Origin of the sequence: Brachybacterium sp. 107 (assembly GCF_052379725.1) — a bacterium.
Classification (GTDB): Bacteria; Actinomycetota; Actinomycetes; order Actinomycetales; family Dermabacteraceae; genus Brachybacterium.
The window spans coordinates 535,863-556,893 of record NZ_JBQSYW010000001.1 but is presented as its reverse complement, the minus strand read 5'-3'; the positions used below and the strand labels follow the sequence as shown (position 1 = coordinate 556,893).

Here is a 21,031-nt window from a genome sequence, read left to right as displayed (position 1 = left end):
GGGGGTATCGAATAATGGGGGTGGCGATGAGCATGCACGTCGCGGAGTCGGGTATCGAGCTGGAGATCGGCGGGATGACCTGCGCTTCCTGCGCGAACCGGATCGAGCGCAAGCTCAACAAGCTCGACGGCGTCTCGGCGAGCGTCAACTACGCCACCGAGAAGGCCAAGGTCACCGCCCCGGAGGGGTATGACCCGCAGCTGCTCGTCGCCGAGGTCGAGAAGTCCGGTTATACCGCCGCGCTCCCGACGCCCCCGTCGGCCCGCGGCGCGCAGAGCGATGGCGCCGAGGAGCCGGCGCCGGATCTCGAGCTGATCGCCCTGCGCCAGCGCCTGATCGGCTCGATCGTGCTGAGCGTGCCCGTCATCGCGATGGCGATGATCCCGGCGCTGCAGTTCACCTACTGGCAGTGGCTCTCCCTCGCGCTCGCCGCCCCGGTGATCGTCTGGGGTGCCTGGCCGTTCCACAAGGCGGCCTGGGCGAACCTCAAGCAGGGCGCGGCCACGATGGACACGCTCATCTCGATGGGCACCTCCGCCGCGCTCCTGTGGTCGCTCTACGCCCTGTTCCTCGGCACCGCCGGGATGCCCGGCATGACCCACCCCTTCGAGCTGACGATCTCCCCGTCGGACGGCGCGGCCACCATCTACCTCGAGGTCGGAGCCGGCGTCACGATGTTCCTCCTCGCCGGCCGCTACGTCGAGAAGCGGTCCAAGCGGCAGGCCGGAGCCGCCCTGCGTGCCCTGCTCGAGATGGGCGCCAAGGAGGTCTCCGTGCTCCGCGACGGTCAGGAGCGGACGATCCCCGCCCGCGACCTCGTGGTGGGCGATGAGTTCATCGTCCGGCCCGGCGAGAAGATCGCGACCGACGGCGTCATCATCGCCGGGACCTCCGCGGTCGACGTCTCGATGCTCACCGGCGAGTCCGTGCCGGCCGAGGTCGCCGAGGGTGACGCCGTCACCGGGGCGACCGTCAACGCGGGTGGTCGCCTGGTGGTGCGGGCGACCCGCGTCGGCGGCGACACCCAGCTCGCCCAGATGGCGAAGCTCGTCGAGGAGGCACAGACCGGCAAGGCCGAGGTGCAGCGCCTGGCCGACCGGATCTCCGGAGTATTCGTGCCGGTCGTCCTGGTGATCGCCGTTCTCACCCTCGCCACCTGGCTCCTGCTGGGCTTCCCCGTCACCGCGGGATTCACCGCCGCCGTCGCCGTGCTCGTCATCGCGTGCCCGTGCGCCCTGGGGCTCGCCACCCCGACCGCTCTGCTCGTGGGCACCGGCCGCGGCGCGCAGATGGGCGTGCTCATCAAGGGCCCCGAGGTCCTGGAGTCCACGCGCACCGTCGACACCGTCGTGCTCGACAAGACCGGCACCGTGACCACCGGGAAGATGACCCTGGTGGACGTCGTGGCGGATCCCGGCACGGACCGCGCCGAGGTGCTGCGGATGGCCGGGGCGGTCGAGGACTCCTCGGAGCACCCGATCGCGCAGGCCATCGCCACGGGCGCCACGCAGGAGGTCGGGGAGCTTCCTGCTCCGTCCGAGTTCCTCAACGTTCCCGGCATGGGGGTGCGAGGGACGGTCGAGGGGCGTGCGGTGCTCGTGGGCCGGGAGGCGCTGCTGGCCGATGCGCAGATGGCGCTGTCCCCGGAGATCGCCGCCGCGAAGGCCGCGGCCGAGGAGCAGGGGCGGACCGTCGTGGCCGTCGGCTGGGACGGCGCGGCCCGCGGGATCCTCGTCGTGGCCGACGCGGTCAAGCCCACCAGTGCGCAGGCCATCGCCCAGATGAAGGAGCTGGGCCTGCATCCGGTGCTCCTGACGGGGGACAACGAGGCTGTCGCCCAGCAGATCGCCGCAGAGGTCGGCATCGACGAGGTCATCGCCGAGGTGCTGCCTGCGCAGAAGGTCGACGTGGTCACGCGGCTCCAGGCGGAAGGGCGCGTCGTCGCGATGGTCGGCGACGGCGTCAACGACGCCCCGGCCCTCGCCCAGGCCGATCTCGGCCTCGCGATGGGCACCGGCACCGACGTCGCGATCGAGGCCTCGGACATCACGCTCGTGCGCGGCGACCTCCGCAGCGCGGTCGACGCGATCCGGCTCTCCCGCCGCACGCTGTCCACGATCAAGGGGAACCTCTTCTGGGCCTTCGCCTACAACGTCGCCGCGATCCCGATCGCCGCCCTGGGCATGCTCAACCCCATGCTCGCCGGCGCCGCGATGGCCTTCTCCAGCGTGTTCGTCGTGGGCAACAGCCTGCGGCTGCGGAGCTTCCGGAGCGTCGCCGGGAAGTACTGAGGCGCGACACGATCCCTCAGGACGGTGGAGGCACCCGCTGACGACGCGAGCTCGTCAGCGCCCGCTCGGGGGATGCCCGGCGACGAGGGTCTCGAGCACGACCGTCTCCCGCAGACGGTGCGCGGCCTCGCGGGCGGCCGCGTCGACCATGAGGCCGTCGGCCCCGAGCGGCACGTCGGCGAAGGGACTCTCCTCGAGCAGCACGAGGTCCGCGGGTCCGCCGACCTGCAGGGACGTGACGCCGTCGGTCGAGGCGGCGAGGGCCTCGCGGGGCTGGAGCTGCTGCTCGGGGTGCCAGCCGGGGCGGTCGTCGGCGCTGCGGTGCACCGCAGCCGCCATGGCCAGCCACGGGTCCAGCGGGGCGACGGGGGCATCGGAGCCGAGCGCGAGCGGCACCCCGGCGGTGAGCAGATCCCGCAGCCGGAACGCCTGCGCGCCGTGGCCGGGCCACACGCTCTCGGTGGCATCCCGGTCATCCAGCAGGTGGGCGGGCTGCATGGAGGCGGTCACGCCGAGCGCGGCCATGTCGTCGACGTCGTCATCCGTGAGCATCTGCGCGTGCTCGATGCGCGCGGCGATCCCCACCTCGGCGATCGCCTCGAGGGCGACCTGCGCGGCGGCGTCCCCGATCGCATGGACGGCCGCGGTGAGGCCCTGGGCCCGTGCCCTGGACAGCGCGTCACGCAGCAGCTGCGGGCCCACGCTCAGCACGCCGCGGCCCGCATAGCCGTGCCCGTCGGAGTACATGTCGCGGGTATAGGCGGAGTGGGAGCCGAGCGCGCCGTCCACGATGACCTTCAGAGGGCCCATCGTCACCAGACCCGTCCCGTCGAGCACGGTGCCCGTCGGCCCCGGGGCGTTCGCGAGCTCCGCGGGGTAGACGGCGGTGCGCACCCGCATCCGTGCCGGACGCTCCTGCCAGACCTCCCAGGGTCGACCCCATTCCATGTCGACCAGGCCCACCACGCCGCGCTCCAGGGCCTGGCGCTGCATCATCGCCGCGCCGGTCGCGACGGAGTGGGCCACCCCGGGCAGCTCGGGCAGACGCGGCGCGATCGCGAACCAGTCCTCCTCGGCGAGGATCCCGTCGCGCGGGGGCAGGCCCAGCAGCGCCAGGGCGGCAGAGTTCAGCCAGGCGTGATGGGCGTCGCCGCCGATCAGCACGGTCGGCACCGTGCCGGTCGCCTCATCGAGGGCGGGAACCGTGGGCTGCACCGCGAAATCCACCAGACGATGCCCGAAGCCGATCAGCGCCTGGCGCGGATCGGTGCGCCCCTCGCGACGGTGGGCGAGCTCGGCGCGCACCAGCTCGAGGATCACGCCCACGCTGCCCGCGCCGCCGGTGTCGAGGCGGGCATGGGCCTGGGCGAGCTGTCCGGTGTGCACGTGCTGATCCCAGAGCCCGGGGATCGCGATCGCGCCGCCGCCCTCGAGGGACTCCTCGCCGGCGGCGGGGGAGAGGCGCGGGGCGATCTCGGTGATCACTCCGTCGTGGACCCGCAGGTCCACCGGGTGGGGAGAGGTCCCGCCGCTTGCGGCATCGAGGGGCCGCACCTGTCTGATCAGCACCGATCCAGCGTATCCCGGACGTGCGCCGCCTCGCCGTCCCATGACGGCTGTCATGGGTCCAGGGTGACCGCAGGGGATGGGAAGCGGGCCCGCGGCGCGGAAGGCTGATGGCCATGAACACCACGACCGCGGCCGGCACCGCCGGCACCACCGACGTCTCCGCACCCGACACCCCGACCTCCGCCTCGCACGCGGCGATCAGCCTGCGCGGGGTGAGGAAGACCTATGGGCGGATCTGCGCCCTGGACGGTCTCGACCTCGAGATCGGCGCCGGCGAGATCGTGGCCCTGCTGGGCCCCAACGGCGCCGGCAAATCCACCGCCATGGAGATGATGGTGGGCCTGGCCACCGCGGATGCCGGACAGGTGCGCATCCTCGGCACCGACCCCGTCACCGCCACCCGCACCGGGCTGATCGGCACCATGCTCCAGAGCGGGGCGCTGCTCCCGGACCAGAGCGTGCGCTCGATGCTGCGCATGCTGCACTCCCTCCAGGCCCACCCCATGCCGCTCGAGACGGTCGCGGAGCAGGCCGACATCACCGATCTGCTCACCCGGCGCATCGGCGCCCTCTCCGGGGGGCAGGCCCAGCGGGTGCGCTTCGCGATCGCCCTGCTCGGCGACCCGCAGGTGCTGCTGCTGGACGAGCCGACGGTGGGCATGGACATCGGCGCCCGCCGCGCCTTCTGGGACCAGATGCGCGAGGTCGCCGCCACCGGCCGCACCATCGTCTTCGCCACCCACCACCTCGACGAGGCCGAGCGCGAAGCGCGTCGCGTGATCGTCATGGACCGAGGGCGCGTGGTCGCCGACGGCACCGGGCCCGAGATCAGCGCCGTCGTGGGCGGGCGCGTCATCACCCTGCGCGGGGCCGACGCCGCCGCTGTCGCGGCGCTGCCCGGGGTGGAGAGCGCCGGGGCCGACGAGACCGACCCCGAGCGCGTGCGCGCCCTCTGCTCGGATTCCGATGCCGCGCTCGCCGCCCTGTTCACCGGGGGCCTCGCGGGCGAGGTCCACGAGGTGCTGGTCTCCGCGCCCGGACTCGAGGAGGCCTTCCTGCGCATCACCGACCACTCCGATCAGACAGACACCACCGTCCCGGACGGAGCAGACCGATGAGCCACGCCGCAGATCCCGCTACTCCCGTACCCACCACCTCGCTCCGGAGGCACACCATGACCGCACCCGCCGATTCCACCGTCCTCAGCTCCGGCACGGGAGCCGCCGTGGCCGCGGCACCTGCCGCTCGGGCGGACGCCGCCCCGTCGGCCGCCCGACGCACCCTGCACTACGCCCTGCACACCACCCGCATGACGGTCACCAACGTCATGTTCATGGTGTTCACGATCCTCATGCCGGTGGGCATGTACCTGCTGTTCTCGATGATGTTCGGCAAGGAGGCGGGCGGGGAGGCCGGCGGACTGATCATGGTGAACATGGCCGCCTACGGCGGGCTCGGCGCCGCGGTCACCGCCGGCACCCAGATCCAGGAGGATCAGCGCAACGGGTTCCTGCGCCAGCTGATCGTGGCGGGCCTGTCGCCGCGCTCGTTCCTGACCGGGTCCGTGATGGCCGCGAGCGCCGTGATCGTCCCGGCGCTGCTCGCCGTGGGGATCGCGGGCCTGCTCACCGGGGTCGAGGCGAGCATGGGGGCGTTCCTCCTGACCCTCGCGGTGCTGTGGCTCGGGCTGCTGCCCACCATCCTCGTCGGCCTCGTGCTCGGCATGGTCCTCAAGGGCGGCGCCGCGATGGCCGGCGGCGTGGTCACCATGATGGCGATGGCGATCTTCGGCGGGCTGTGGATGCCGCTGGAGATGTTCCCGGACTGGATGCAGTCCGTCGGCCACGCGCTCCCCACCTACTGGATCTCGGGCCTGGGCGAGTGGGCCCTGTACGGCAGTCAGTTCCCTGTGACGGGTCTGCTGGTGATCGGTGCCTGGACCGTGGCGCTCGGACTGCTGTGCGCCGTGAGCATGTCCCGCGCCGTCGGTCTCAGCCGCCGGTGACACGAGACGCTGACACAATGAGCTCCATGGGAACCGACACCGCCGCGACCTTCGGGATCCGGGCACGAGGCGGCGAGCAGGAGACCGCCGGGCGCCCGCTGACGCCGCGAGCGATCCACCGTGCCGCCGTCGAATCCGGGGGACTGCCCTACTCGCTCGCGCCGGTCCTGTTCGTCGCCATCCCGATCGTCCTCGCCTGGATCGGATCACCGGGGCCCTCGGCGATGCTGGTGACGGCCATGCTGCTGGTGTACGGGGTCGCGTTCGTCTACTGCTGCGGCATCGGGATGTACCCGCTCCGCGTGCGCCTGGGCTGGTTCGCGATGTGCTCTCTGATCCTGCTCGCCCTCATCCCGCTGATCGGCGTGAACGTGCTGTTCATGGTGATGTTCCAGGCGATGACCCATGTGCTGCTGCTGCCCTGGCGATGGGCCGTGCCGAGCATGGTGGTGATGAGCCTCGCGGTGATCGTGCTCGCCGTCGCCACACAGACCTACCTCGCCGCCGGACTCGCCGTGATGGGCGCCCTGATGTCCTGGGGCATCGGCTACGGCATCCGTCAGGAGATCCTCCAGGAGCAGCTCGAGGCGGCCCAGGAGCGCAATGCCGTGCTCGCAGTGGCCGCGGAGCGCGAACGCATCGGCCGCGACCTCCACGACCTGCTCGGGCATTCCCTGACGTCCCTGACCATCTCCGCGCAGCTGGCGCGCCGGCTCCTGGACTCCGATCCCGACGCGGCCCGTGAGCAGCTCGTGCACATCGAGAGCACCGTGCGCCAGGCGCTGTCGGACGTGCGCGCCACCGCCAGCGGCATGCAGCACGTGCGCGCGGCCACCGAGATCGCGTCGGCTCGCACCGTGCTCGCGACCGTCGGCATCCGGGCCCAGGTGCCCACCGCCCTGCCGCAGCTGCCGGACGACCGCGCCGAGCTGTTCGGCTACGTGATCCGCGAGGGCGTCACCAACATCGTGCGCCACTCCCGGGCCGAGCACGCCACGATCGCCGTGGACGAGAGCTCCGTGCGGGTCACCGACGACGGCGTGGGCATCCCCGAGGACGCCCCCTGCTCGGGTCTGCGAGGACTGCAGGCGCGGGTGGCCGTGGCCGGCGGGCGCCTCGAGGTCACCTCCGAGGGCGGCGGGACGACGCTGCACGCGCGGATGGATGACCCGCACGAGGGGCGACCCGGAGAGCGAACCGGAGAGCGATCAGATGCCGAGCAGAACGTGGCGACGGGGGAGCGGCGATGATCCGCCTGGTGGTGGCCGATGACCAGTCGATCCTGCGCTCGGGACTGGTGGCCCTGCTGCGCCTGGAATCCGATCTCGAGGTGGTGGGGGAGGCGGCCGACGGGGCGAGCACCCTCGCCGCGGTCGCCGAGCACACCCCGGACCTGCTGCTGCTGGACGTGCAGATGCCGGCCGGGACCCGGGCCGACGGGACCCCCGGCCCGGCCGACGGCATCGAGGTCGCCGAGGCTCTGCAGGCGGCCGGTGGGCCCGGGGCCCGGCCGCGGATCATCGTGCTGACCACCTTCGGGCGCGCCGGCTACCTGCGCCGCACGATGGAGGCCGGGGCCCACGGCTTCATGGTCAAGGACACTCCCGTCGAGCGGCTGGTCGACGCGATCCGCCGGGTGGACCAGGGGCTGCGGGTGGTGGACCCCGAGCTCGCCGCGCAGTCGCTGTCCGTCGGCTCGAGCCCGCTCACCGCGAAGGAGACCGAGGTGCTGCAGAGCGCGGCCGCCGGCGGCACCACCGCGCAGATCGCCACCACCCTGTTCCTGTCCGAGGGCACGGTGCGCAACCACATCTCCTCCGCGATCGGCAAGATCGGGGTCACCAACCGGGTCGACGCGGTGCGGGCGGCCTCGGACAACGGCTGGATCTGACACCGGCCCGACCACGGAGGGAATCCCCCATGACCCGGGCTCGGGGCACCACGTAGCCTGCGGGGGTGCACACGATCGAATCCTTGCTGGGCCTGCTGATCCATGTCAGCGTCCCGGTCTTCGCGATCGCGTCGATGCTCTCCATGGGCCTGCGCACCCCGTTGCGCGCCTTCCGCAACCAGCTGCGGGACCGCCGCACGGTGCTCGCCGTGCTCGGGGCGAACTTCGTGATCGTCCCGGCCGTGGGCACCCTGGTCATCTGGCTCCTCGAGGGGCTGCTCCCGCACCAGACCGGTGCCGGGTTAATCATCGCCCTGTGCGCGGCCGGGGCGCCGTTCGTGCTGCAGCTGGGCGCGATGGCCCGCATCCCCTACGGCGAGACGGCCGGGCCGATGGCGGTGCTGCTGCTGGGCTCGATCGTGTTCATGCCGATCGTGGTGCCCTTCCTGCTGCAGGACATCCAGGTCGACGGCTGGGCCGTGGCCCGCCTGCTGCTGGGCACGATGCTGTCCCCGATGATCGCGGGCATCGTCATCGCCTGGGTGTTCCCGAGCCGCGCCGACCGGTTCGCCCGCATCGCCGGCGCCGTCGCGGCGATCTCCGCGGTGCTCATGTTCCTCTCCGGCTTCGGCTCGAACTCGGGGATCGTGCTGCAGCTGCTCCTCTCGCCGGTGATGCTCGTCGCGGTGGGCCTGGTGGCCCTCGCTTTCGTGGCCGGTCGCCTCTCCGGGGATCTCGCCGGCGACACCCTCACCGTGGTCGACGGCCCCGCGATCCTCACCAGCCAGCGCAATATCGCCGCCGCCCTGCTGGTGGCCCGCACGGGCAGCGGCGACGGCTCGATCGTGGTGGCGATCCTGCTGCTCAGCGCCGTCGGCTTCGTGATGCTCGTGCCGTATGCCCTCGCGACCGGCATTCTGCGCCGTCGCCGCGCCGGGGAGAAGGGCTCGCTCTGGGTGCTGCTGGGCGTCGTCGGCCCCAAGACCGACTGACCCGCGCGCGCTGCCCGCAGGCCGCGCGCAGCGGCATTCGGCGCGCGCTGACATCTCGCGTAGCCCCCGCTCGCTATCCGCTCCTGCTGTCCGCTCCTGCTGTCCGCGCGGGCTGCCCCTCCCGCCGATGACTGCTTGGTATCCAGCACCACGTGTCGGTGAGAGCGCCCTCACCGACACGTGGTGCAGGTTGGGCGGTGCGAGCGAGGTGGGCGGGTGCGAACGAGACGGGCGGGGTGACCGAGACAGGTGGAGCGAGCGAGGTGGGCGGGGTGGGGATCCCGGGCGACAGATCCTGGGACCCGGCGCGACTCGACGCCTGCCGGTACTCCGCGACAGGGACCCGCGACGGGAATTCTGCTGTGCGTGGATCGACTCACCCAGCCGTTCCACGTGCCTGGAATCGCGCCTACGCTGTCCCGGTGTCGTCCCTGCTGCGCATCGTCCGCTTCACCCGGTCCCTCGCTCCTCTCTACACCGCAGTCATCGTCTGCTCGGTGCTCACCGCCGTCGCCGGATTGACGGTCCCCTTCCTCATCGGCCACGCCACCGACACCGTCGCGGGCGCCGTGGGCGGGCAGACCGCCACGGGTACTGCTGTGCGCACCGTGCTGCTGATCGCCGCGGCCGTGCTGCTGGCGGAGCTGCTCAACACCGTGATCTCGAACGTCGGCGGCTGGTTCGGCGACGTCATGAGCAACCGGATGCGCACGATCCTCTCGGTGCGCTACTACGACAAGCTGCTGCACCTGCCCCAGCGCTGGTTCGACGGCGAGATCACCGGCACCATCGTCGCGCGGCTGAACAGGTCGATCACCGAGATCACCAACTTCACGAAGATGATGTCGAACTCCTTCGCGTCGATGCTCATCACCACCGTCGCGGTGCTCGCGATCAGCGCCTGGTACGCCTGGCCGCTCACCGTGCTGCTGCTCATCGTGTTCCCGGTCTACGTGTGGCTGACCTCGCTGACCTCCGTGAAGTGGCAGCGCCTGGAGGGCGAGAAGAACGAGCAGGTCGACATCGCCTCGGGACGCTTCGCCGAGGTCGTCGGCCAGATCCGCGTGGTGAAGTCCTTCGTGCGCGAGCGCGGCGAGCTCGAGGACTTCTCGCGCCGCTTCCGCTCCACCGACGCCACGACCCGGGCGCAGTCCTCGCACTGGCATCGGATGGACGTGATCCGTCGGGCGTTCCTGAACGTCATCTTCTTCGGCATCTACGCGATCATCTTCGTGCGCACCGTGCAGGGCCAGTTCACGCTCGGCGAGATGGTGCTGCTGGTCCAGCTCATGACCATGGCCAAGGCTCCGGTGGAGTCGATGAGCTGGGTGATCGACGCCGCCCAGCGCGCGATCGCCGGCTCCAAGGACTACTTCCGTGTGATGGAGACCCCCGTCGATCCGCGCACCGCCGCCGTGATGGCCGCCCGTCCTGTCGATGCGGCCGACGCCGGCCACGCGAGCGGCACGGTCTCGGCCGATGAGACGCGGCCGACGGGGACGACGAGCTCGTTCGGCGAGCAGGGCGAGGCAACTGCTTCGGCTGCGTCCGGCACCGCGGTCGCGCTCGCCGAGCGTCCGTGGATCGAGCCCGTCCCGGATGCTCCCGTGGTCGCCTTCCGCGGCGTGGACTTCGCCTATGAGGACGGCGACGACGTGCTGCACGGGATCGACTTCCAGGTGGACCGTGGCGAGAAGATCGCCCTGGTGGGGGAGTCCGGCGGCGGCAAGTCGACGATCGTGAACCTGCTGCTGGGCCTGTACGAGCCCCGCAACGGCAGCGTCGACGTCGTGGGCCATCCCAGCTCGGACCTGCCGCTGGACCAGCTGCGCTCCCGCATCGGCGTCGTCTTCCAGGACGCCTCCCTGTTCTCCGGCACGATCCGCGAGAACATCGCCTACGGCCGCCCCGAGGCGAGCGACGAGGAGGTCTTCGAGGCCGCCCGGCGCGCCAACGCCGATGCCTTCATCCTCCGCTTCCCCGAGGGCTACGAGCAGGTCATCGGAGAGCGCGGGCTGAAGCTCTCCGGCGGCCAGCGCCAGCGCATCGCGGTGGCCCGCGCGATCCTCAAGGACGCCCCGGTGCTCGTGCTCGACGAGGCCACCTCGGCGCTGGACACCAAGGCCGAGATCCAGGTGCAGAAGGGACTGGACCAGCTGATGGCCGGGCGCACCTCGCTGATCATCGCCCACCGCCTCTCCACGATCGCCGAGGTGGACCGCATCGTCACCCTGCGCGACGGCCACATCGACGAGATCGGCTCGCCCGCCGAGCTCGCGACCTCCGGCGGCATCTACGCCCAGCTGCTCGCTCTCCAGAGCTCCGGCGACAGCCGCAAGCTCGCGAAGTTCGACATCACCGGCTGAGCCGGCGACCTGCCCTCCGCACAGACCCAGCCGGACTGGCGGCGAGACGGGTGCAGGATCAGGATGGAGCCATGAGCAGCTTCGACGGCGTGGCCGACGCGTACCGCAGATCGTTCGCGGCCCTGTGCGCGGGCACCGTGCCGACCCTGCTGGAGGTGACCGCGCCCGGAGAGCTCCATCTCGATGTGGGCTGCGGGACCGGCGACCTCGCACTCGCCGCCGCGCGGGAGGGCCGACGGGTCCTCGCCGTGGATCCGGACGCGGACATGGTGGCCGCGACGCGCGAGGCCGCGACCCTTGAGGTCGCGGCGTCGGCCGGGAGGGCGCTCAGCGTCCACGAGGCCGGCGCGCCGCTGCTCCCGCTGCCCGACCGCTCCGTCGGTGCGGTCACCGCGAACTTCGTCGTCAACCATGTTCCCGATCCGCGCGCCACGGTGCGCGACCTCGCGCGGGTCGCGGCGCCGTCGGCCCCGATCGCGATGGCGATCTGGCCCGCTGCGCCCGGACCGCATCTGGCGGCCTTCGGTGAGGCGAGTCGAGCCGCCGGCGCCGTCGCCGTGCCCAGCTCTCATCTGGCGCCGGAGCTCGACTTCCCGCGCTCGGTCGACGGGCTCGCCGGCATCGCGCAGGAGGCAGGCCTGCAGGTCGTGCGGGCGGAGGCGCTGCGCTGGACCTGGCGCATCGCCGCCGACGACCTGATGGTCGGGATCGCGGGCGGCGTCGGGGGCGCGGGCCGGCTCCACCAGGCGCAGACGGGCGCGGTGCGTGCGGAGATCGAGGAGCGGGTGCGGAAGCTGTGGGTCCCGTTCGAGACGGCCGACGGCATGCTCTCTTTCCCGGTCACCGCCGTGCTGGTGGTTGCATCCCATCCCTGAGCAGCCGCGGCAGGATCCGCACCAGCAGCACCATCCCGAGCAGCTCGACGAGGGTCTGGGTGACCACCGCCGCCGGGACCAGGGGAGACGGCATCGCCAGGGCCAGCGGCAGCACCACGAGGGAGTTGCGGGTCGCGCCGGAGAACGTCACGGCGCGGGCCGCGGGGGCGTCCAGTCGTGCCAGGCGGCTCACGAGGATCCCGGCACCCGTGGCCAGCACCAGGAAGCCAGCGTAGATCGGCACGAGCGAGAGCAGCGCCGTTCCCGCTCCGAGCACGCGCGGCGTCTGCGAGGCGACCACGGAGACCAGCACGACCACCATCAGCGGCACCATCGCCGGCGAGAGATCCCAGCGCGGGGCGACACGCTGGATCAGGGCGGCCATGAGCAGGGGGAGCAGCACCAGCAGCACCAGGGCGCGCACGAACGGGCCCGCCTCGATCAGGCCCGCGGCGGCGCCACCGCTGAGCAGCGGCACCAGCACGGGCAGAGCCACCAGCTGCGCGAGCATCAGCAGCGGGGTCGCCGCGAGCAGCCGGTCCTTCGCCCCGCCCGCGAGCGCCGTGAACACCACGACGTAGTCGATGCACGGGGCCAGCAGCACCAGCAGGGCGCCGACGAGCAGCTCCGGGGAGCCCGCGAGCGGCAGCGTGATCAGCGCGACGATCAACGGCGCCACCAGGAAGTTCACCGCGAGCAGGGTCAGCAGGAACCGTCCGTCCAGCAGCCCGGCACCGAGGTCGCGCAGCGGCACCCCGAGGAAGGTGACCAGCAGCAGAGCGGCGATCGCGGGCTCCACGGCGACCTCGAGCGCAGGGGTGGCGCCCCGGGCAGCAGGGCGCCCAGCGCGAGACCATCGACGAGGGCGCTCAGAGAGATCGCGACCTGATGGCGCTCGAGCAGCTCGGGGAGGCTCTCGCGTGCTCGAGGGCCCGGATGCGTCCGGGGGTCCTCACCACGCGTCGGCTCCATGCTCAGCGACAGTAGTGCGCGGATCCAGCGAGCGTTCGGGTGCTGCGCGATAGCATGGCCCCGATCACACGCTCGGGGGCGACGAAGGAGCTCACATGGGATTCATCCAGGCATTCAAGGGCGCTGTCGGCGGCATGCTCGCCGATCAGTGGAAGGACTTCCTCACCGTTCCGAACGGGCTGTCGCAGACGGCGGCCCTGTTCCCGGCGGTGCCGCAGGGCACCAACGCCGGTCGCGGCTCGAACACCCGCGGGTCCGAGAACGTCATCTCCAACGGTTCCAAGATCCTCGTGCCCCAGGGCTACGGGCTGATCACGGTGGTCGACGGCCGCGCGACAGGCCTGATCACCGAGGCCGGCGGCTACGAGTTCACCGACGACTCGCCGGACGCCCGCTCGGTCTTCGCCGGCGACGAGATGCTGGCCTCGACGGTCGGCACCTCCTGGGAGCGCTTCAAGTTCGGCGGCCGCCCCACCTCGCAGCAGCTCGCCTTCTACGTGAGCCTCAAGGAGATCCCGAACAACCGCTTCGGCACGCAGTCCGAGATCTACTGGGACGACGCCTATCTCAACGCCCAGGTCGGTGCCGTGTGCCGCGGCTCCTACACGCTGCGGATCATCGACCCGCTGCTGTTCGTGCACAACTTCGTGCCGGCCACGTTCATCTCCGCGGGTGCACCCGTGTTCGACTTCTCCGACGAGAACAACGACGCCGGCAACCAGCTGTTCCGCGAGGTCGTCGGCTCGCTCGCCCAGGCGTTCTCCCGCTACACGAACGATCCCGACAAGGGCAACCGGATCTCCAGGATCCAGGGTGACTCGGTGGGCTTTGCGCAGTCGCTGTCGGCGGCCGTCGAGGAGGGCTATCGCTGGTCCAGCGACCGTGGCCTCGCGATCGTGAAGACCGCGATCGTCTCGATCGAGTACGACAAGAACACCCGCGAGCTGCTCAACGACGTGCAGAAGGCCGACGCCCTCTCCGGCGCCCGCTCGCAGTCGTTCATGAACCAGGCCGCCGCGCGCGGCGTGCAGTCCGCCGGGGAGACCGGCGGCGGCGCGGGACTGGCGATGTTCGGTGCCGGCATGGGCGCGGCGGGTGGCATGGTCAACCCGGCCCAGCCGTGGTCGCCGCCCGGGCAGCAGGGTGCGCCTCAGCAGGGTGGGCAGCAGCAGGCTCCGCAGCAGGGGGAGGGTCAGCAGCAGGCCGCGCCCCAGCAGGCCGCGCCCGCGCAGGAGGATCCGGTCGCCAAGCTCGCCCAGTACAAGCAGATGCTGGAGCAGGGTCTGATCTCGGAAGAGGACTACGAGGCGGCGAAGAAGGCCGCTCTCGGCCTCTGACCTGTCATGACCGTTCCTCCTCAGGATCCGCGATGGGCGCGTCCCGACCAGCCCTCCCGCCCCCCGGCCGACGACGGGATGGGCGTGGGCGCGCACACCGGACCCCAGCACGATCCCCGGGGCCCGGGGGCACAGCCCGATCCTGATCGCGCTGACCCCTCGGCCTCGGGCGACGGTCGTTTCTCCGCGCCGGGAGCCCAGAGCTCCGACCCCGGCTCCGCACCCCAGTGGCCCGCAGGGCAGGGCGCACAGCCCGGGCAGGACGGCGCGCCGACGGGACCGCCTCCGCAGCAGAACCAGCCTGCGCCGGACCAGCAGCGTCCTGCCGAGATGCTCGGTGACCAGTCGGTGGCCGGAGCCGCCGAGGCGGCGCGCCAGCATGCCAGCAACCGCATCATCGACACCAGCTCGAGCCGCGACGACGGGCTGAACAAGTGCCCGAAGTGCGGCGGCACGGACATCTCCTACTCGCTCTCCGTGAAGGCCCTGGTGTGCGCGTACTGCCGGCACCAGTGGAACGAGGTGAACGCGGAGGAGGCCTTCGGCCTGGACTCGTCGATCGCGGACCTGCGCGGCCACACGCTGGCCTCCGGCACCGCGGACGTCCGCGAGGACTTCACGGTGATGACCCTGAAGTGCCAGGGCTGCGGCGCCGAGGTGGTCGTCAACGTCGACCAGGAGCTGCAGGCGCGCTGCCACTGGTGCCGGCAGACCCTGTCGGTGAACACCCAGATCCCCAACGGCGCGGTGCCGGACGCGGTGCTGCCGTTCCAGCTCACCCGCGAGGAGGCCGTCGAACGCATCGACGCCTTCGCCGGGAAGCGGAAGGCGTTCGCGCTGGGACGCTTCAAGGCGGAGTTCGTCCCGGACAACGTCATGGGCGTGTACATCCCGTACCTGGTCGTGGACGGCAACATGCACGCCGTGCTCGGCGGCACCGGCGAGGTCACCACGCGTCGGTACACGGTGACCACCGGGAGCGGCGACCACAAGCGCACCGAGACCTACTACGACGCGGACGTCTTCCAGGTGAAGCGGGCCTTCGACCTGCTCGTGGACGATCTCACGGTCGAGTCCGCGCAGCGTTTCGACGCCCAGGACAACGAGCACGCGACGAACAACATCCTCAACGCCGTCCAGCCGTACGACACCGAGAACGCCGTCGCCTACAACTCGAACTACCTCAAGAACTTCACCTCCGAGCGCCGCGACCTCAACGTCCGCGATGTCGACGACGAGGTCGAGGAGAAGTTCCTGTCGATCGCTCGGGCGAAGGCCACGCCGACCGTGGGCCGGTACGACCGCGGGGTGCGATGGGAGCAGGAGGGCGTGGCCGTGCGCGGAACCCGCTGGGTCTCCGTCTACGTGCCCGTGTGGCTGTACAGCTACGCCGACTCCGCCAAGGGCGAGGGATCGCTGGTCCACTACATCGCGGTCAACGCCCGCAACGGCAACACCATGGGCTCGGTCCCGGTCTCGCACCCGAAGATCTTCGCCGTGGCGTGTGCGGGAGGCACGGTCGCAGCGGTGATCGGGGCCGTGGTCGGGTTCGGTTGGTTCCTGGCGGGATGAGGACGACGATGACGAGGATGAACCGGACGACGACGGTGGAGCCGTCGGCCGATGACGGAGAGGATGGACGCGATGTTCCCACTGCTCGCTGAGCTGGCGGCGGATCCGATGACGCCGATGCTGCTGGCCGATTCCGGAGACGGCGCGATCGGCATCGCCTTCCCCTTCGTCGCGGGGCCTGCGGTGTTCATCGCGATCTACGGCGGCATCTACCGTTACTACCGCAACACCGACAAGCGTCACCACTTCGAACGGGAGACGGAGGTCGCCGTCGGCAACCTCGAGCGCGGGGACCGCAAGGTCGGCACGAACAACCGCAAGAAGTCCCGCACCATGAGCGGCGACAACTCCACCGATCATCTCGAGCGGGTCCACCGCATCTCGGTGACATGACCGCCGACCCCACCGCCGCAGACCGCACCGGCACCGAACCAGGCGCCGGGTTCGACGTGATCGTGGTCGGTGCCGGTCTGTCGGGGCTGGTCGCCGCGACGCAGATCGCCGACGGCGGCCGACGGGTGCTCCTCCTGGAGCGCGAGGGCGAGCAGGACCTCGGCGGGCAGGCCTGGTGGAGCTTCGGCGGGCTCTTCCTCGTCGACTCCCCGGAGCAGCGGCGCCTCGGCATCCGCGACAGCCTCGAGCTGGCCCGGCAGGACTGGTACGGCTCCGCCGCCTTCGACCGGCCGGAGGATCACTGGCCGCGCCGCTGGGCCGAGGCCTACCTGCAGTTCGCCGCGGGGGAGAAGCGGTCCTGGCTGCACAGCGTGGGCCTGCGGCTCTTCCCCGTCGTCGGCTGGGCCGAGCGGGGCGACGGCCGCGCCGAGGGGCATGGCAACTCGGTGCCCCGCTTCCACATCACCTGGGGCACGGGACCCGGCGTCGTCGAGCCCTTCGCCCGGTCGCTCGCCGCCCACCGCGCGACAGGCCGGATCACACTGGCCACCCGCCATGCCGTCGAGGAGGTCCTCGTCGAGGGCGGCCGGGCCGTGGGGGTGCGCGGGCAGGTGCTCGTCCCGGATGCCACCGGGCGCGGCGTCGGATCGACCCGCGAGGTGCGCGACGAGTTCGAGCATCGAGCGGCGGCCGTCCTCGTCGCGACCGGCGGCATCGGCGGCAACGAGGAGCTCGTGCGCGAGCTGTGGCCCGCGGATCTCGGCACCATGCCCGAGGACTTCGTGCACGGGGTCCCCGCGAGCGTCGACGGCACCGGGATGCTCGCCGCGGAGCGGGCTGGAGGGAGCTGGATCAACCGCGACCGGATGTGGCACTACACCGAGGGGATCCGGAACTGGGACCCGGTGTGGCGCGGCCACGGCATCCGCATCCTGCCCGGCCCGTCCTCGCTCTGGGTGGACGCCCGCGGGCACCGGCTGCCCGCCCCGGCCTTCCCCGGCTTCGACACCACCTCCACACTGCGGCACCTGCGCACCACCGGCCATGACCACTCCTGGTTCGTGCTCACGCCGAAGATCATCGCGAAGGAGTTCGCGCTCTCCGGCAGCGAGCAGAACCCGGACCTCACCGGCAAGGACGTGAGGCAGGTGCTCTCGCGCGTGAAGCCCGGCGCGCCCGCCCCGGTGCAGGCGTTCCTCGACCACGGCGAGGACTTCCTGCAGGCCGGGGACGTGCCCGAGCTGGTGGGCCGTATGAACGCTCTCACCGGCGAGGACCTCGTCGAGGCCGGCGAGCTGGAGCGGGTGATCCGGGCCCGGGACGCCGAGATCACGAACCGCTTCTCGAAGGACACCCAGATCACCGCGCTGCGCGGGGCCCGTCACTATCTCGGGGATCGCCTGATCCGCACGGCGGCCCCGCACCGTCTGCTGGACCCGTCGGCCGGCGGGCTGATCGCCGTGCGGCTGCACGTGCTGCTGCGCAAGACGCTCGGCGGACTCGAGACGGACCTCGGCGGACGGGTACAGCGGGCACCTGCGGCCGCGGTTCCGGGCACTGCCGAGCAGGACGCCTACGCCGTCGATCGTCGGCTGCCGGGCCTCTACGCCGCAGGAGAGGCGAGCGGCTTCGGCGGCGGGGGCGTGCACGGGCACAACGCCCTGGAGGGCACTTTCCTCGGTGGCTGCCTCTTCAGCGGGCGCCAAGCCGCCAAGGGCGTGCTCGAGGACCTGCGATGAGCGGTGCGCCCGCCCTTGCGGCGGGCGCGGCGATCCCGCGGGCGCTGCTGCTCATCGGCGCCGTCGGGGTCGGGAAGACGACCACGACCGACGCGATCGCCGAGGAGCTCGAGGCACGCTCGATCCCCGGCTCCGCTTTCGACCTGGACTGGCTGCGCCGGGCCTGGCCCGCCCCCTCGTACGACCGCTTCCACAGCCGGCTCGAGCGGGCCGCGCTCCGCGCCGTGAGCGGGGTGCACCGGGAGGCCGGGGCCCGGGTGCTGGTCGCCGCCGGGGTGATCGAGGAGCGCGACGCCCGCGCCGACTACGAGGAGGCGTTCGGCTGCCCGCTCACCGTGGTGCGGCTGACCGCGCCGCGGGGTGTCGTCCGTGCGCGCCTGCACCGCCGGCACGAGGACGATCCGGACGGCCTCGCCTGGCACCTGGACCGCTTCGACGAACTCACCGTGATCCTCGACGCCGCCGAGGTCGAGGACGTCACGGTGCCCGTCGGCCCCGACCCGCGCAGCACCGCTCAGGCGGTGCTGCGCGCAGTCGGGATCTGAGCCGTCCGCTCTCAGAGCTGCTGCTCGGCCATCCACTCCCACAGGCTCACGCCGTCGTGGGAGGGATCGTTGCGGGCCGCGTAGATCCACGACCAGTGACCGGGATAGTCCACGCCCTCCCAGGTCACCGTGTCGTACAGGCTGAGGATCGACTCATCGATCAGCTCGTGGGCGTGCACGGAGTTTGCCTGCGGGTTGATCGTGTCGTCGTTCGCCGCGGCGATCAGCCAGGTCGGCGTAGTGACCGCCTCGAGCTGCTCATCGCTGACCAGCGGCGTGGGACGACCTTCGACCGCGCAGCAGATCGGCACGGCGGAGGCGAACGCCCCGGGGTTCTCCACGATCATCTTGAGCGTCATGTAGCCGCCGTTGCTGCACCCGGTCACATGGACCCGATCGCGGTCGATGCGGTGGGAGGCGGCGACCTCCTCGATGATCTCGTCGATCAGCGGCTCGAAGGCATCGCCGTCCGCCATCCACGCCGACGTGCACTGGGGCGCGACGACGTAGGCGCCGCCGAAGAGCTCCTGCGCCTCTTTCGTGGCCGGGCCCAGCGCCCCGCGGTTCGCCCGCAGCTGGGTCTCGTTGTCGTAGTAGTCGGCCCCGCCCTTCCCGACGCCGCCCTCACCGCCGCCGTGCAGCCAGACCACCAGGGGCAGCTCGGCCTTCTTCCCGCGCTGAGCGGGGCTGAAGAGGCGGTAGTTGGTGCCGGAGGCGGAGACGCGGGAGGTGAAGGCGTCGACCTCGGGGGAGACGAGGTCGCCCTGGATGAAGGAGGAGATCTGCGGGACGCCCTTGCCGTGCAGGGGGAGCGGCTCGTTCTGCGTGATCGTGTACTCGAGGTCGAGCTGCACGTTGCGGCCGACGGACCCGATGTAGGCCAGGGTGCTCGCGCCGTCCACGCCGAAGCCGTGCTCGAGATCGACCGTGATGCGCCCGTGATGATCAGCGGTCACGGCGGTGACGGTCCGGTCCAGGTCGTAGGCCACCGAGCCCCGGAGCCTGTCCGTCCCGCGGGCGTGGACGGTGAAGGTCGAGGTCGGGAGCTCGCCGGTGGGCAGGCCGCCCCGGCGGGTGGCGTCGATCGTCACCGAGACGATCTGCTCTCCGCCGTCGAGGACCTCGGCGTCGAGTGAGAACGGTGCGGAGCGCTCCGGGCCCTTCGCGAGAGCCGCGGGGGCGAGGCCGACGGTCGCGGCGGCAGCGGCAGCAGTGGCGGCGCCGGCGGTGAGGACGGCACGACGGGGGAAGGGACTGCTCATGGGGAACTCCTTCGTTCGGGCGGGCACTGATGTGGCCCGCATCACCACGAATGAATCTATGGCCCCTCGGGGAGAGCGTCAATAGTGGAACGACACTATTCGGTTCGACGGCGGGGCGCGCGACGGCGGGGCCCCGGGGCGCCAGGGCCCCGGGGCTGTCGCCCGGCCTCACTCCCCGGCGGGTTCTGCCCCCGGCAGCAGGATGGTGGAGAAGTCGTCGTCGCCGTGACCGGCGGCGATCTCCGCGTCGAGGGAGGCGAGGGCTCCGCGCAGGGCGGGCAGGTCGCCGCCGGGGCGGGTGCTGTCGTCGGCGGCGGTGACCGTGCCGATCATCAGCCGTGCGTCCTTGGCGATCGCGTCGGCCGTGAAGTCGCCGCCCTCCGTGGTGCGCTCGCCGCGGACGAAGGCCCCCTTCATGCCGGCGATGAAGGCGAGGCCGGTCGAGCCGAGCATGTCCAGCGTCTCCTCGGCGGAGGCGCCGGCGGCCTCACCGAGAGCCAGCGCCTCGCGCAGCCCCTGGGCGCTGATCGCCAGCGCAAGGTTCGCCAGCAGCTTGCCGGTGGCGGCCTTCCGGCCGGAGTTGACGCCCGTCAGCCGCGCCGGATCGGCCCAGGGCGCCACGACCTCCAGGACCTGCTCGCGCAGGGAGGCGTCGGGCGTGCCGACGTACACCCCGAGCGATCCCTTGCGGGCCGGGCCGAGCGTCCCGATCACCGGCACCCCCACATAGGTGGGGACGGCCTCGGCGAACTCGTCGGCGTCCTCGGGCGAGACGGTCGTGGTGTCGATCCAGGGGATGCCGGCCGGGATCAGGCCGGCGGCGATGACGGTCTCGCGCACGGCCTCCGGACCGAACAGCGAGGTGATCACGAGGTCGGCGTCGGCGACAGCGTCGGCCGGGGAGTCCGTGACGGCGGCGCCCGCCTCGGCGAGCGTCGAGGTCCGGGCCGCGGTGCGGTTCCAGACGGTCAGCTGATGGTCGGGGAGCAGGTGGAGGGCCAGTTCCGTGCCCATGCGGCCGGTGCCCAGGAACGCGATTCTCATGTCCGTCAGTTTCGCATCGATCGCCGATCCATGTCCGATCCATATCGGGATCCGTGTCGGCCGGGCCGGGCCGGTGCCGGGTCATGCGGGGCGGGAGCGGTGTGGACGATCGTCGGGAAAACGGTGGGGAGGACCCGTCGTCCACACCGACGTTGTGGTCTGCGATGCAATTACTGCA

Annotated in this window: 17 protein-coding genes; 13 read left to right on the top strand and 4 right to left on the bottom strand. The window is 71.8% G+C overall.

Annotated features, from left to right (window positions below):
* Positions 1 to 26 precede the first annotated feature (26 nt).
* The gene (locus ACT3UL_RS02440) at positions 27 to 2,291 is read left to right on the top strand and encodes a heavy metal translocating P-type ATPase (protein WP_444576530.1); all 2,265 of its coding nucleotides are present in this window, start codon (positions 27 to 29) and stop codon (positions 2,289 to 2,291) included.
* A gap of 54 nt (positions 2,292 to 2,345) precedes the next feature.
* On the opposite strand, the gene ACT3UL_RS02435 is transcribed toward ACT3UL_RS02440, so the two are convergent.
* Positions 2,346 to 3,860, bottom strand: a complete 1,515-nt coding sequence (locus tag ACT3UL_RS02435; protein WP_444576529.1) for an amidohydrolase — start codon at positions 3,858 to 3,860, stop codon at positions 2,346 to 2,348.
* Positions 3,861 to 3,973: 113 nt separating this feature from the next.
* Between ACT3UL_RS02435 and ACT3UL_RS02430 the strand changes: the two genes are divergently transcribed.
* From ACT3UL_RS02430 to ACT3UL_RS02400, 7 genes are all read left to right on the top strand, one after another.
* Positions 3,974 to 4,978, top strand: a complete 1,005-nt coding sequence (locus ACT3UL_RS02430; protein ID WP_444576528.1) for an ABC transporter ATP-binding protein — start codon at positions 3,974 to 3,976, stop codon at positions 4,976 to 4,978.
* Between the two features lie 56 nt (positions 4,979 to 5,034).
* Positions 5,035 to 5,865 carry an ABC transporter permease gene (locus ACT3UL_RS02425; RefSeq protein ID WP_444576527.1) on the top strand — a complete coding sequence of 277 codons (831 nt, stop codon included), beginning with the start codon at positions 5,035 to 5,037 and terminating at the stop codon, positions 5,863 to 5,865.
* Positions 5,866 to 5,891: 26 nt separating this feature from the next.
* Positions 5,892 to 7,115, top strand: coding sequence for a sensor histidine kinase (locus ACT3UL_RS02420; RefSeq protein ID WP_444576526.1), 1,224 nt, complete (start codon positions 5,892 to 5,894; stop codon positions 7,113 to 7,115).
* Positions 7,112 to 7,756, top strand: a complete 645-nt coding sequence (locus ACT3UL_RS02415; protein WP_444576525.1) for a response regulator — start codon at positions 7,112 to 7,114, stop codon at positions 7,754 to 7,756. Before ACT3UL_RS02420 ends, ACT3UL_RS02415 begins: the two co-directional genes overlap by 4 nt.
* A 65-nt stretch (positions 7,757 to 7,821) precedes the next feature.
* Positions 7,822 to 8,748, top strand: a complete 927-nt coding sequence (locus tag ACT3UL_RS02410) for a bile acid:sodium symporter family protein (RefSeq protein ID WP_444576524.1) — start codon at positions 7,822 to 7,824, stop codon at positions 8,746 to 8,748.
* A gap of 422 nt (positions 8,749 to 9,170) precedes the next feature.
* Positions 9,171 to 11,114, top strand: coding sequence for an ABC transporter ATP-binding protein (locus ACT3UL_RS02405; protein ID WP_444576523.1), 1,944 nt, complete (start codon positions 9,171 to 9,173; stop codon positions 11,112 to 11,114).
* A 71-nt stretch (positions 11,115 to 11,185) separates the two neighbouring features.
* Positions 11,186 to 11,989: a class I SAM-dependent methyltransferase gene (locus ACT3UL_RS02400; protein ID WP_444576522.1), complete on the top strand. Its 804-nt coding sequence runs from the start codon at positions 11,186 to 11,188 to the stop codon at positions 11,987 to 11,989.
* On the opposite strand, the gene ACT3UL_RS02395 is transcribed toward ACT3UL_RS02400, so the two are convergent.
* The gene (locus ACT3UL_RS02395) at positions 11,955 to 12,788 is read right to left on the bottom strand and encodes a bile acid:sodium symporter (RefSeq protein ID WP_444576521.1); all 834 of its coding nucleotides are present in this window, start codon (positions 12,786 to 12,788) and stop codon (positions 11,955 to 11,957) included. The genes ACT3UL_RS02400 and ACT3UL_RS02395 overlap by 35 nt on opposite strands.
* 268 nt (positions 12,789 to 13,056) lie before the next feature.
* On the opposite strand from ACT3UL_RS02395, the gene ACT3UL_RS02390 reads away from it, so the two are divergent.
* The 5 genes from ACT3UL_RS02390 to ACT3UL_RS02370 all read left to right on the top strand — a co-directional run bounded on the left by ACT3UL_RS02390 (position 13,057) and on the right by ACT3UL_RS02370 (position 18,547).
* Positions 13,057 to 14,298 carry an SPFH domain-containing protein gene (locus ACT3UL_RS02390; RefSeq protein ID WP_444576520.1) on the top strand — a complete coding sequence of 414 codons (1,242 nt, stop codon included), beginning with the start codon at positions 13,057 to 13,059 and terminating at the stop codon, positions 14,296 to 14,298.
* A gap of 6 nt (positions 14,299 to 14,304) precedes the next feature.
* Positions 14,305 to 15,870 carry a TFIIB-type zinc ribbon-containing protein gene (locus ACT3UL_RS02385; RefSeq protein WP_444576519.1) on the top strand — a complete coding sequence of 522 codons (1,566 nt, stop codon included), beginning with the start codon at positions 14,305 to 14,307 and terminating at the stop codon, positions 15,868 to 15,870.
* Between the two features lie 72 nt (positions 15,871 to 15,942).
* Entirely contained in the window at positions 15,943 to 16,263 is a 321-nt protein-coding gene (locus tag ACT3UL_RS02380) for a hypothetical protein (RefSeq protein ID WP_444576518.1), read from the top strand.
* Positions 16,260 to 18,002, top strand: coding sequence for an FAD-binding dehydrogenase (locus tag ACT3UL_RS02375; protein WP_444576517.1), 1,743 nt, complete (start codon positions 16,260 to 16,262; stop codon positions 18,000 to 18,002). Before ACT3UL_RS02380 ends, ACT3UL_RS02375 begins: the two co-directional genes overlap by 4 nt.
* On the top strand, positions 17,999 to 18,547 hold the full coding sequence (locus ACT3UL_RS02370; protein WP_444576516.1) for an AAA family ATPase: 549 nt from the start codon (positions 17,999 to 18,001) through the stop codon (positions 18,545 to 18,547). Before ACT3UL_RS02375 ends, ACT3UL_RS02370 begins: the two co-directional genes overlap by 4 nt.
* Before the next feature lie 11 nt (positions 18,548 to 18,558).
* Here ACT3UL_RS02370 and ACT3UL_RS02365 read toward each other — a convergent pair whose 3' ends face one another.
* Both ACT3UL_RS02365 and ACT3UL_RS02360 read right to left on the bottom strand, forming a co-directional pair.
* The gene (locus tag ACT3UL_RS02365) at positions 18,559 to 19,809 is read right to left on the bottom strand and encodes a prolyl oligopeptidase family serine peptidase (RefSeq protein ID WP_444576515.1); all 1,251 of its coding nucleotides are present in this window, start codon (positions 19,807 to 19,809) and stop codon (positions 18,559 to 18,561) included.
* A 168-nt stretch (positions 19,810 to 19,977) separates the two neighbouring features.
* On the bottom strand, positions 19,978 to 20,853 hold the full coding sequence (locus tag ACT3UL_RS02360) for an NAD(P)-dependent oxidoreductase (RefSeq protein WP_444576514.1): 876 nt from the start codon (positions 20,851 to 20,853) through the stop codon (positions 19,978 to 19,980).
* Positions 20,854 to 21,031 lie beyond the last annotated feature (178 nt).

What these genes read in the sequence shown, in the direction of transcription:
- ACT3UL_RS02440 (WP_444576530.1), top strand. Translation starts at nt 27, where the DNA reads ATGAGCATGCACGTCGCGGAGTCGGGTATCGAGCTGGAGATCGGCGGG.
- ACT3UL_RS02430 (WP_444576528.1), top strand. Translation starts at nt 3,974, where the DNA reads ATGAACACCACGACCGCGGCCGGCACCGCCGGCACCACCGACGTCTCC.
- ACT3UL_RS02425 (WP_444576527.1), top strand. Translation starts at nt 5,035, where the DNA reads ATGACCGCACCCGCCGATTCCACCGTCCTCAGCTCCGGCACGGGAGCC.
- ACT3UL_RS02420 (WP_444576526.1), top strand. Translation starts at nt 5,892, where the DNA reads ATGGGAACCGACACCGCCGCGACCTTCGGGATCCGGGCACGAGGCGGC.
- ACT3UL_RS02415 (WP_444576525.1), top strand. Translation starts at nt 7,112, where the DNA reads ATGATCCGCCTGGTGGTGGCCGATGACCAGTCGATCCTGCGCTCGGGA.
- ACT3UL_RS02400 (WP_444576522.1), top strand. Translation starts at nt 11,186, where the DNA reads ATGAGCAGCTTCGACGGCGTGGCCGACGCGTACCGCAGATCGTTCGCG.
- ACT3UL_RS02390 (WP_444576520.1), top strand. Translation starts at nt 13,057, where the DNA reads ATGGGATTCATCCAGGCATTCAAGGGCGCTGTCGGCGGCATGCTCGCC.
- ACT3UL_RS02385 (WP_444576519.1), top strand. Translation starts at nt 14,305, where the DNA reads ATGACCGTTCCTCCTCAGGATCCGCGATGGGCGCGTCCCGACCAGCCC.
- ACT3UL_RS02380 (WP_444576518.1), top strand. Translation starts at nt 15,943, where the DNA reads ATGTTCCCACTGCTCGCTGAGCTGGCGGCGGATCCGATGACGCCGATG.
- ACT3UL_RS02375 (WP_444576517.1), top strand. Translation starts at nt 16,260, where the DNA reads ATGACCGCCGACCCCACCGCCGCAGACCGCACCGGCACCGAACCAGGC.
- ACT3UL_RS02370 (WP_444576516.1), top strand. Translation starts at nt 17,999, where the DNA reads ATGAGCGGTGCGCCCGCCCTTGCGGCGGGCGCGGCGATCCCGCGGGCG.
- ACT3UL_RS02365 (WP_444576515.1), bottom strand. Translation starts at nt 19,809, where the DNA reads ATGAGCAGTCCCTTCCCCCGTCGTGCCGTCCTCACCGCCGGCGCCGCC.
- ACT3UL_RS02360 (WP_444576514.1), bottom strand. Translation starts at nt 20,853, where the DNA reads ATGAGAATCGCGTTCCTGGGCACCGGCCGCATGGGCACGGAACTGGCC.